General features: G+C 43.7%; 9 protein-coding genes and 1 pseudogene. 5 read left to right on the forward strand and 5 right to left on the reverse strand.

Annotation, left to right across the window (positions count from 1 at the left end; translation table 11 throughout):
• Positions 1 to 145: 145 nt before the first annotated feature.
• Positions 146 to 835 carry a lecithin retinol acyltransferase family protein gene (locus tag PX482_RS23230; RefSeq protein WP_288095128.1) on the reverse strand — a complete coding sequence of 230 codons (690 nt, stop codon included), beginning with the start codon at positions 833 to 835 and terminating at the stop codon, positions 146 to 148.
• Between the two features lie 109 nt (positions 836 to 944).
• Positions 945 to 1,095 (reverse strand): annotated as a pseudogene (locus PX482_RS23235) (transposase); the annotation flags it as partial.
• 531 nt (positions 1,096 to 1,626) lie between these two features.
• Here PX482_RS23235 and PX482_RS23240 point away from each other — a divergent pair.
• Together PX482_RS23240 and PX482_RS23245 are read left to right on the forward strand one after the other, a co-directional pair.
• Positions 1,627 to 4,260: a sulfatase-like hydrolase/transferase gene (locus PX482_RS23240; protein WP_288095125.1), complete on the forward strand. Its 2,634-nt coding sequence runs from the start codon at positions 1,627 to 1,629 to the stop codon at positions 4,258 to 4,260.
• A gap of 110 nt (positions 4,261 to 4,370) precedes the next feature.
• On the forward strand, positions 4,371 to 5,339 hold the full coding sequence (locus PX482_RS23245; protein WP_288024459.1) for a formylglycine-generating enzyme family protein: 969 nt from the start codon (positions 4,371 to 4,373) through the stop codon (positions 5,337 to 5,339).
• 38 nt (positions 5,340 to 5,377) lie between these two features.
• On the opposite strand, the gene PX482_RS23250 is transcribed toward PX482_RS23245, so the two are convergent.
• Positions 5,378 to 5,569 carry a helix-turn-helix domain-containing protein gene (locus PX482_RS23250; RefSeq protein WP_002757988.1) on the reverse strand — a complete coding sequence of 64 codons (192 nt, stop codon included), beginning with the start codon at positions 5,567 to 5,569 and terminating at the stop codon, positions 5,378 to 5,380.
• Positions 5,570 to 6,284: 715 nt separating this feature from the next.
• Here PX482_RS23250 and PX482_RS23255 point away from each other — a divergent pair.
• Entirely contained in the window at positions 6,285 to 6,518 is a 234-nt protein-coding gene (locus tag PX482_RS23255) for a hypothetical protein (RefSeq protein ID WP_002771307.1), read from the forward strand.
• Positions 6,519 to 6,540: 22 nt separating this feature from the next.
• On the forward strand, positions 6,541 to 7,035 hold the full coding sequence (locus tag PX482_RS23260; RefSeq protein ID WP_043998939.1) for a phosphoribosyltransferase: 495 nt from the start codon (positions 6,541 to 6,543) through the stop codon (positions 7,033 to 7,035).
• Between the two features lie 82 nt (positions 7,036 to 7,117).
• Here PX482_RS23260 and cydB read toward each other — a convergent pair whose 3' ends face one another.
• Together cydB and PX482_RS23270 are read right to left on the reverse strand one after the other, a co-directional pair.
• Positions 7,118 to 8,131, reverse strand: a complete 1,014-nt coding sequence (cydB, locus tag PX482_RS23265) for a cytochrome d ubiquinol oxidase subunit II (protein ID WP_002753098.1) — start codon at positions 8,129 to 8,131, stop codon at positions 7,118 to 7,120.
• An 8-nt stretch (positions 8,132 to 8,139) separates the two neighbouring features.
• On the reverse strand, positions 8,140 to 9,567 hold the full coding sequence (locus PX482_RS23270) for a cytochrome ubiquinol oxidase subunit I (protein ID WP_288123086.1): 1,428 nt from the start codon (positions 9,565 to 9,567) through the stop codon (positions 8,140 to 8,142).
• A 232-nt stretch (positions 9,568 to 9,799) separates the two neighbouring features.
• On the opposite strand from PX482_RS23270, the gene PX482_RS23275 reads away from it, so the two are divergent.
• Positions 9,800 to 10,543: FAD-dependent oxidoreductase (locus PX482_RS23275; RefSeq protein WP_288123087.1), on the forward strand; the 744-nt coding region annotated here is incomplete at its 3' end.

A 10,543-nucleotide genomic window follows, 5' to 3' on the forward strand; every position in this document is an offset into this window, starting at 1 on the left:
GGGCATACCGGAACCTTTGGGCTCGATCCAATAAACGCTTGGGGAGAGAATACCTCTACTTTTTCAGAAGCAATTCTGTCTAAGCAAGTAATCTCTGTGAACCAAGAATCCCCGTCTCTTTAGAGCGGGGAGTGTCAAATCCAGACTAACCGTTAGCAATCACCAGACTTTTAAGAACATTTTCGGTCATGGCCGCTAGTTGATCCAATTGTTCCTGATGGCGTTTTGCCTGTTTTTTGGCTTCTACCTTGCGTTTCAGGGCTTCCCGGGCTAAATCATCGCGATTTCTGCTTAAAGCTTCGATCGCTACTCGATTCCATGTTTCTGCTTCTTGAATGGCTTTTTTGTACTGGGGTTGAATTTCATCCCAACTGACCTTAAGATTGCTTAAAGCCCCTTTTAACAGGGTTTGGGCATTGTTGGGGTCGGCTCCGATGAGGGATTTTTTCAGAGGTTCGTAGAGTCCTACCGCTTGTAAATGGGTAATAATCGGGATAAATTCTTCTATCTGTTGACTTTTGCTAATACCGGTCTTACACCAAGTGGCAAAATGTTCGCAGTTGTTAAAAAGAAGATTATATTTCTGCTCCCCCAGACGACTTAGCGCCCTTTCTACCACCACATCGGGGATAAAGGAAAATCCCACCTCCACATAGCGCACCACATAGATTTTACCGCCCCTAGCAAAAGTTTCTAGGGAAGTTCGTTCCACAATCTCGCTCGGTTTTCGATAATGAATGACGCTACCATCACCGCAATCGATGCCATGATGGGCATAAACACCCTGAAGATTGAGCAATTCCCGATAGGCGTATATTTGATCCCCTTTAGCCATATTTTTTTAGTGATAAATTAAACAAGGAGATTATCTATTGAGTCAGTTTTTCCGGTTATTAATAAGCCATTCAGATTTGGGTATTCTGGTTTTCGTGTTTTACTTTTTGTTATGAATTAAAGCCAGCAAACAGCTTAAGTCGAAGATGTTCAAGATTGCTTTAATTCATAACTTATTCTTTTAATAGGCTTTATTTTTGTATTCATGCCCTCAGTTAATCCATTGGTTGTATAATTTTCACAGTAATTATCTAACTGTTGACTCTGTGGAAGGACTCTGGTGGGGCAGCGGAGAAGGAGAATCACTAACCCTCCTAGAGGCGCGATTCCTGATTTTGAAAATATGCGCTGCCGCTTTTTAGCCAGCCTTTCGCCATAATTTTTGATTATCATCCTTGATCCAGAAGAGCCTTTTCTTATTTTACTAAAGAATGCTTAACAGAGAAACACCAGCCAGTATAATAATACAACCAAATAGTCTTTGTTTGATATTTTTTTCATGAAATAAAAAATAGCCATACCCCACACTCATCAATAAACTGCTTTGTTTCACCGCCACTGAATTCGCCGCCACCGTTCAATTAAATCTTTTGCCAGATAAAGATTTAGTCGATTTATGCCCCCCTATCGAACCATAACAAGTAACGAAGAACCGTCAAGGTAAAGTTTTATGACAGGATTCAACGTTTCTGCATCTAGTCAGTCAGGTACTGGTACGATTCAAACTTGAATTGGCCGCTCTCAGACAAGCGAATCAGACACCTGTGACAAGCCTCAATTTACGGAGACTCTATGGCTAAACAATTCAACGGGACAATCGCCCTCGATATTCGTGATTCCGTACCCGATTGGGAACCCTACGCCGAACCGAAAGCACCCCCAAATTCACCGAATATTCTTTACATCGTCATTGACGATACGGGATTTGGTGCCTGGGAAATGTTTGGTGGCAAAATTAAAATGCCCAATTTAGCTAGTATTGCCGAAAAAGGCTTAATTTATACCAACTTTCACACTACCGCTCTTTGTTCTCCCACTCGTTCATCCCTATTAAATGGACGCAATGCTACCAGTAACGGGATGTCTTGTATCGAAGAGGTGACAGCGGGTTTCCCTGGTAATAATGGTCGCATTCCCTTTGAAAATGCCATGATTCCAGCCGTATTGAGTGAGCGTGGCTGGAGTACCTTCGCCCTTGGTAAATGGCACTTAGTGCCAGAAGAAGAGGCAAATATGGCATCCACGAAGCGGCATTGGCCTTTAGGTCGTGGTTTTGAACGCTATTATGGCTTTTTAGGCGGAGAAACCGATCAATGGTATCCAGATCTGGTCTATGATAACCATCTGATTGAACCTCCTTATGGTCCCAATATGGGGGATAAAGAGAACGGTTATCATCTATCGAAAGACCTGGTAGATAAGGCAGTTGCCTTTATCCAAGATCAAAAGGCGATCGCTCCAGATAAACCTTGGCTGATGTACTTCTGTCCCGGTGCCAACCATGCACCCCATCAAATCTGGCCTCAGAAGATCCTAGATTATGATTATAACACGAGCCTGGGAGATCCCGATAATCCAGAAGATTTATCCTTTGTCGAGACAAGTATCTTTAAAGATGGCTATGAAGTCTATCGCACAGAAGTCCTTGCCAAAATGAAAGAATTAGGCATCTTTGGGGATGAGGTAACAACACCCTCGGAGATTAATCCTCATGGTGAAGGTGAGCTTGGAGAACCTAACCCTGACCACACTAAGATCCAAGGAGTTCCTGCTGGTAAGACGTGGCCTCAAACTGATTGGGTAAAACCTTGGGAAGGATTAAGTCCCGAAGAAAAGGCATTATTTATCCGTATGGCCGAGATTTATGCGGCATTCTCCACCTATACCGATGAACAAATTGGTCGTTTGCTCGATTTTCTCGAAGAAACGGGTCAAATGGATAACACCATCATTGTTGCTGTAGCTGATAATGGTGCTAGTGCAGAAGGTGGGCCTAATGGTTCAGTGAATGAAAACCTGTTCTTTAACGGTATTCCCGATGATTTTGACAAGAACTTTGCCCTTCTCCAAGATTTAGGCACACTGAAAACCTATAATCACTATCCTACAGGATGGGCTTGGGGCTTTGATACGCCTTTCAAATACTGGAAACGTTGGTCAGGTTATGAAGGTGGTGCTGCAACTCCCTTTATGATGTGTGGACCGGGTATCGCAGATACGGGGATTCGCAAACAGTACATTCACGCGGTTGACTTAGTACCTACCCTTTACGAAATGTGTGGTGTAGAACCCCCAGAAGTGGTTAAAGGTTACACCCAAAATCCCATTGAGGGAATTAGCTTCGCCTATACTTTCGCTCCCGAATATGCTCAACCTGAGTATCAATTTGCTTACAGACTCTCTGACGAGCAAAAACCCAAGGATGCCAATGGAAAACCCAAGAAAGTGCGAGAAACTCAGTTCTATTCGATGTTAGGAACAAGAGGAGTCTGGTATAAAGGTTGGCACGTTTGTACTGTCCATGCTCCTGCGCCTTCTAATTGGGGTAATTTTGAGAAGGATATCTGGGAATTGTACTGTATGGATGGGGATCTGAAATTGGAATTAACTCCCGATCCGACTCAATCTCGTAACTTAGCTAATGACCCGAAATATGCCGATAAACTCGAACAGATGAAGTATATGTGGTTCGTGCAAGCAGGGTTATACAAAGGTATGCCTATTGATGATCGCTCGGCTATGGGTGGAGATCGTCCCCAATTACGTCCCCCAGCATTTGCTCAAGATGACCCAAAGGATGCTACCTTCAGTTACACCTATTATCCAGGGGGATCAGAAATTCCCGAAGCCGTTGCTCCGAATACCCGAGGTCGTTCTTACGAAATCGAAGCCATTGTTGATTTCTCCACGGGTGAGACTCCTAAAGGGGTAATGATAGCTCATGGAGGAAGTTTTGGTGGATATAGTTTCTATATCTACGAGGGCAAACTCTGTTATGTCTATAACTGGTTAGGACAACAGCAACAGAAGATCACTTGTCCACTCCCTAATCTTGCCGACGAGGAAAATACACTCAAAGTTGTATTTAACAAGAAGCCCAATCAACAACCGGATAGCAAGTTTGGTGGTAGTACCATAGGAGAGGTACAACTCTATATCAATGGTACTAAGCAAAGTACCACGATTGAGGAACCTTTCCCAGAATATTCTGAGCAATTCCTGACTCAACCGGGTAAGTTTGGGGCGGGATTTAATATTGGTCGAGATCCCGGACAGCCTGTATCATCAGACTACGAACATGAGTGCGAGTTTTTCGAGTTTGAAGGTGCGAAGCTGAAAAAAGTCATTGTCACGATTAAAAATGACGCGGGCGCGGGCGCGATCGATCCTGAGACAGAATTAATAGGGATGTTGTGGCGTGACTAATCTGCTTAGTCTGTAGCATAGACCCGATTTGCTTTCAAAGCTGTAGGGGTAATTTCTGCATTGCCCCTACCCACTCTAACCCTTGATAAAATAAAGGCTATATCTTGAGTATGCAAATATCTCAAAACCCCTCATCTGCTCCAGGTAAACCTCCCCATAAAGATCTGATCTGGATTCCGGGGGGAACATTTGAAATGGGGTCAAACAGTCGTAAATATCCTGAAGAAGGACCCGTCCACACCGTAACCGTTAGCGGCTTTTGGATGGATAAATATTTGGTCACTAATAAACAATTTAGAAAATTTGTCAAAGAAACAGGATATATTACCTTTGCTGAAAAACCACCGAAAGCAGAAGATTATCCTAATGCTGATCCTGAAATATTAGTTCCCGGATCTGCCGTTTTTGTGAAACCAGATCGTCCCGTTGATCCTCGTACTGTCTGCTGGTGGCAATATATGCCGGGGGCAAATTGGCGACATCCCGAAGGTACTGGAAGTTCAATTAAAAATCGAGAAAACCATCCTGTAGTACATATTGTCTATGAAGATGCCCTTGCCTATGCAAAATGGGCAGGAAAAGAACTCCCAACTGAAGCACAATGGGAATTTGCTGCACGAGGGGGTTTAGAGGGGGCAGAATTTGCTTGGGGTGATGAATTTATGCCTAATGGTAAAGTCATGGCTAATACTTGGCAAGGACAATTTCCTTGGCAAAATCTCCAACCTCATGCACCCGGTCCAGAAGCAGTAGAAAGCTATCCCCCCAATGGTTATGGACTTTATGACATGATAGGTAATGTCTGGGAATGGACACAAGATTGGTATCAGGAACAACATCCCAAAAACCCGACTAAAGCCTGTTGTACCCCGAAAAATCCCCTAGGCGGAACCGAAGAAGATAGTTATAACCTCAAACTTCATCCCTCAATGCGAAAACCCCGTAAAGTCCTCAAAGGAGGCTCTTTCCTCTGCGCCCCTAACTACTGCGCTCGTTACCGTCCCGCCGCTCGCCATCCCGAAGATATCGACACTTCTACCAATCATATCGGTTTTCGCACAATTTTTTGTCCTGATTAGAATTTATTACCGCTCACAATGACAATTAAGATGGCTCATTATGTTCTATTTTTAAAAGTTTCAGAGGGAAAATAACCAAACAGTTGTTTATAATCAGAGGCAAGATGTCCTCGCTCAAAAAAACCTAATTCTTCGGCAATTTGATAAATTAACGTTAGTTCGGGGTTTTGGGTAATGGATTGATGTAAGGCGTTAAGACGAAGCTTTTTAAAATAATTTTGAGGAGACATTTCTACTCTAGCTTATATGACGCAGCCAAGCACTCTAAGCGATCGTGCTTATATGTCGCCCCAAGAACGAGATCTGGCCTATAAGAAAATGCGTGAAGATTTTGAAGGCTACAAACGTCGTTTAGGCTGCTAATAGTCTAAATTTAGATCTCTTAACTGAAGTTTAATTAATAATTTTTGAGGCGCGTTTCTAACGTGCCTTTTTTCAAAATTTTATTTAAACTTTGGCGATTATAATTGACATTAATTCCTTGCATTTTCACGAGCGCACTTAGGTGTCTCATGCCAACGATACTTTTAGCCAGCACAAAACCTACCCAGCAGCACATCAAGGTAAATGTACTTATGTAAAATAATCATTTTTGGGGAGTGGTTTGAGAAGCTATTTCATTAGTTTTGGTAAAATTATAAGCCTGGCTTATTCACCCTTATTAGGGTATATTTAATTTATGTTCCTATCTATAAAAGCAACTTTTGTATAACTTCTTTCCATATTTGAAGATTTACAGCTTGTCAAAACCTATTGTAGCATTTATCTTAATGGTGAGGCACGAAGTTTTCCTCTGGTGGAGTCGGTCATCAATACCAAATTAGGTTACACTTCATCTTTATGGGAAACGCTGTAAAAATTATCGAGGTAGAAATTGAGAACTATAGCCTAAACACCAGCGATTCAAGCCCCTTTTTGACTGTTAACCCCCTTAACCCAGAGATTATGGATGCTTTTAGTCCCTTTCCCCCTGACTGGACAGAGAATGCTGTTCACGCCTACAATTTTTGTTGTCCTTACTGTGGGGCAAAAGCTAAAGAAGCTCAGGCCGTTTGGATCAATCGCCGCGCACCCGTTTTAGGAGAAGATTCTCGACGTAAATGGCAGGAATTCTATCATTGTCAATGCGATCGAGTTTGGTGGGCCTGGAGTAGTGATCGACCTGCCGAAAATAAGTAATTCTGAATCGGGAATGGAAAATATGGCCGATGTTTATGTTTCTTGGGATGAATACCATCGTCTGATCGAAAAATTAGCAGTAAAAATCGATCATTCTGGTTGGCAATTTGCTCAGATTGTCTGTTTAGCTAAGGGAGGATTGCGCGTCGGTGACATTCTCTGTCGTCTTTTTCGTCAACCCCTAGCCATTCTTTATGCTGCTTCCTACGGGGGGCAAAATCATCAAATTCGGGGAGAATTAACTATTTCCTCGAATTTAGCCATGATCGAACCCAAATTAAAGAGTCCCTTGTTATTAGTGGATGATTTAGTCGATTCGGGAATCACTCTCCAAAAAACCTCGATTTTGTTACAGGAAAAATACGGGATTACCAATATCAAAACTGCGGTGATCTGGTACAAAGCGGCATCAAGAATCAAACCTGACTATTATGTGGAATATTACCCCGATAATCCTTGGATTCATCAACCCTTCGAGCGTTACGAGTTAATTACCCCCAAAGACCTCCTAGAATAAATTCAGTTTAGCATCAGCGGTAGAGAGTTTCCCCTTAAAAATACCACCAAAGAAGATTCATATCTGAAATCGGCAACGCCATCTATTCTCCGTAGGATTCAGCAGTAATTTTGCCCCGAAAAACGATGTAATTATAAACTGTATAGGCTAGTAAAATTGGGATTAAAAAACCCACAAAAGTCAGCATAAACACCAAAGAACTAGGGGCGGCCGCCGCTTGATAAATTGTCACTGACGGGGGAATAATATCGGGGAAAATCAACAATCCCAAACCGATAAAAGAGAGCATAAACAGCAATACTGTCCAGACCATGGGGGTGTTTTCTTCCTTTAGTTGCAAACTCCGCAGTAATAAACCCAGTAAGACCACAGCTAAAATCGGGATGAGGATAAAGATGTAAATTAGTCGAGGGTCAAATAAACGCTGACGGATATGGTCAGAAAGCAGCGGCGTACTGATGGTGATAAAGACAGCACCGATAAAAGTGGTAATAGCGGCAATTTTTGCCGTTTTATAGTGAACTTCCTGTAAATTACCCGTAGTTTTCAGAATTAGGTAAGTGGAACCCACTAAAACATAAGCTTGGATTAAAGTTAGAGAAACTAGAATTGATCGCCATGTTAACCAATCAAAGGGACCGCCGGCAAAATGACCCAATTCATCCACTTTAATGCCCTCAAAAACCGCACCGAGGGCGAATCCTTGCCCCAAAGCGGCCAAAAAACTGCCGAGTCCGAAGGCATAATTCCAGAACAACTTGCGACGAGAATGTTCACGAAACTCGAAGGAAACAGCCCGAAATAACAGCCCCACTACCATAATCACTGCTGGCAGGTATAAAGCGTTTAAAATTGTCCCGTAAGCTAGGGGAAACGCCCCAAACAGGGAACCACCCATCAAAACAATCCAAGTTTCGTTAGCATCCCAAACATTGCCCAAACTGGTCATTAAAATACTGCGACGCTTCTCGGAGGAGGAAGTCAGGGAAAGAATTCCCACCCCCAAGTCAAAACCATCGAGGAGGACGTATAGAAACAGGAATAATCCCAGAATAAAAAACCAAATTTGTGGCAAAAAATACTGTAACGGTTCCATAGTTCCTCCTATTGTTGCGCTTCTAGGGAACGAGGATTTAGTTCTGGTGAGGTCACTTTTTCCTGTTGAGTCCCCGGCAGTGGTAAGTTAAGATTTGGTCCCTGACGGATAATAAGACTACCGAAATAGAGAGCAGAAACCAAGAAAACGACATAAATCGCCGTAATTCCGATTAAAGAGGTTAAAATCTCGCCTGCGGGCAGTTTAGAAGCAGCATCCACTGTCCGGATTTGATTGTAAACCGTCCAGGGTTGACGACCGACACAACGGACAATCCAACCGGTTTCAACCGCAAGATAACCCAGAGGGGCCGCAAAAACCCAAGCGCGCAGTAACCATTTTTGACTGTCGATTTTTTCGTTACTCAGTTGACCGCACAGCCATTGCCCGACAGTTACAGTCATTAAAGAAGCAAGAAAAAGACCGATAGCGACCATAATCCGGAAGGAATAATAGATTAGCCCCACCATGTGCGGTCTGTCTTCGTATTTCCACGTTTTTAAGCCGAGAACAGGTTCCGATAACTTGGGTTTTAACTCCAAAAGATAACCCAAAGCATTAGGAATCTTCACTTCCCAGCTATTTGTCTCCGCTTTATCCTTGGGTAAAGCGACCAAACTCCAAGCAGCAGTTTCTCCCGCAGGAATAGTTTCCCATTGCGCTTCCATGGCGGCTAATTTAGCCGGTTGATAGTGATACACTTGTTCGGCACTAAGATGACCGACAAAAATTTGCAAGGGAGCGATAACAATCGCTAGAGTAAGAACAATTTTGAGAGAACGACTAAAAAAGCTAATGTGACGTTTATTGAGCAAATACCAAGCACTAATCCCACCAATGACGAATAAAGAAGTTTCCAGAGTAGCGAAAAACATATGCAGGAAACTATTAACCATGAAGGGATTGAGAATCGCTTGTAGGTAATCCTGAACGATAAATTTACCATCCACGAAAATGCCGCCGGCGGGGGTTTGCAGCCAAGAATTAGCGGTTAGAATCCAGAAAGTGGAAAGATTAGCCCCAAAAGCGACGAGAATTGTCGCTAGGAAGTGAATTAACGGGGGAACTCGTCCCCAACCAAACAGCATAATTCCTAGAAAACTAGCCTCTAGCATAAAGGCCATGGTTCCCTCGAAACCGAGGATAGTTCCGAAAAAGTCCCCCACCGCTTCCGAAAAAGGCGCCCAATTCATGCCAAACTGGAAGGCCATGGGTAAACCAGAAGCAACTCCAATGCCGAAATTGAGAATGTAGAGTTTTGCCCAGAAGCGAGCGTGATGATAGTAGTCAGGATTGCGGGTTTTTAGCCATAATCCTTCGACAATGACTAGATAAATGCCCATACCAGTGGTTAACACCGGCCAAAGCATATGGAAAATAGCGGTGACGGCAAATTGTATCCGCGACAAAGCGACGGGATTGGCAAGTAAATCCATGATTACAATCTTTAAACGATCGTGAAGATATGATAAGCACCTATAATACTTAGCCAGTAATGCCCTGAAAAGGCAAGGGTAAATAGGGATTATACAGATTGTTTTTAGATTTATGCGATCGCTTTGGTGTTAGTCAATGACTTAGTTAGTATTCTTGTATTATATTGGGAGGAAAACTCAGAAAAATTGCTAGAATATTAGCCTGATTAATTAATTTTCCCCTCGATCGAGTATGACTTTCTCCTCAGCCGCAGACTTTCAAGATGAATTTGATGTCATCGTCGTCGGGGCGGGCCATTCCGGCTGTGAAGCAGCCCTAGCCTGCGCCCGTCTCGGTTGTCGTACCCTTCTCCTCACCCTTAATCTCGATAAAATCGCTTGGCAACCCTGTAACCCCGCCGTCGGTGGTCCGGCTAAATCCCAATTAACCCACGAAGTGGACGCTTTGGGCGGCGAAATTGGCAAAATGGCCGACCGCACCTATCTGCAAAAACGGGTTCTTAATGCCTCTCGCGGACCGGCAGTCTGGGCCCTACGCGCCCAAACCGATAAACGGGAATACGCGGCGGTGATGAAAGGTATCGTCGAAACCCAAGCCAATCTGGTTATTCGGGAAGGCATGGCCACAGACCTGATTTTAGGGGCAAATGAGCAAGTTTTAGGGGTAGAAACCTATTTCGGCACTTGTTTCGCCGCTAAAGCCGTCATTTTAACCACTGGCACTTTTTTAGGCGGCAAAATCTGGATTGGCGGCAAGTCTATGGCAGCTGGACGGGCGGGGGAATTTGCGGCGGTGGGTTTAACAGAAACCCTAAATCGTCTCGGATTCGAGACCGGTCGCCTAAAAACTGGCACTCCTGCCCGTGTGGATAAGCGTTCGGTGGATTACTCCCGTATGGAACCGCAACCGCCCGATGACGAGGTACGTTGGTTTAGTTTTGATCCAGAGGTGTGGATCGAACGGGAACAAATGAAC

It is taken from the genome of Microcystis sp. M53602_WE12, assembly GCF_030065455.1.
Taxonomy (GTDB): Bacteria; Cyanobacteriota; Cyanobacteriia; order Cyanobacteriales; family Microcystaceae; genus Microcystis; species Microcystis aeruginosa.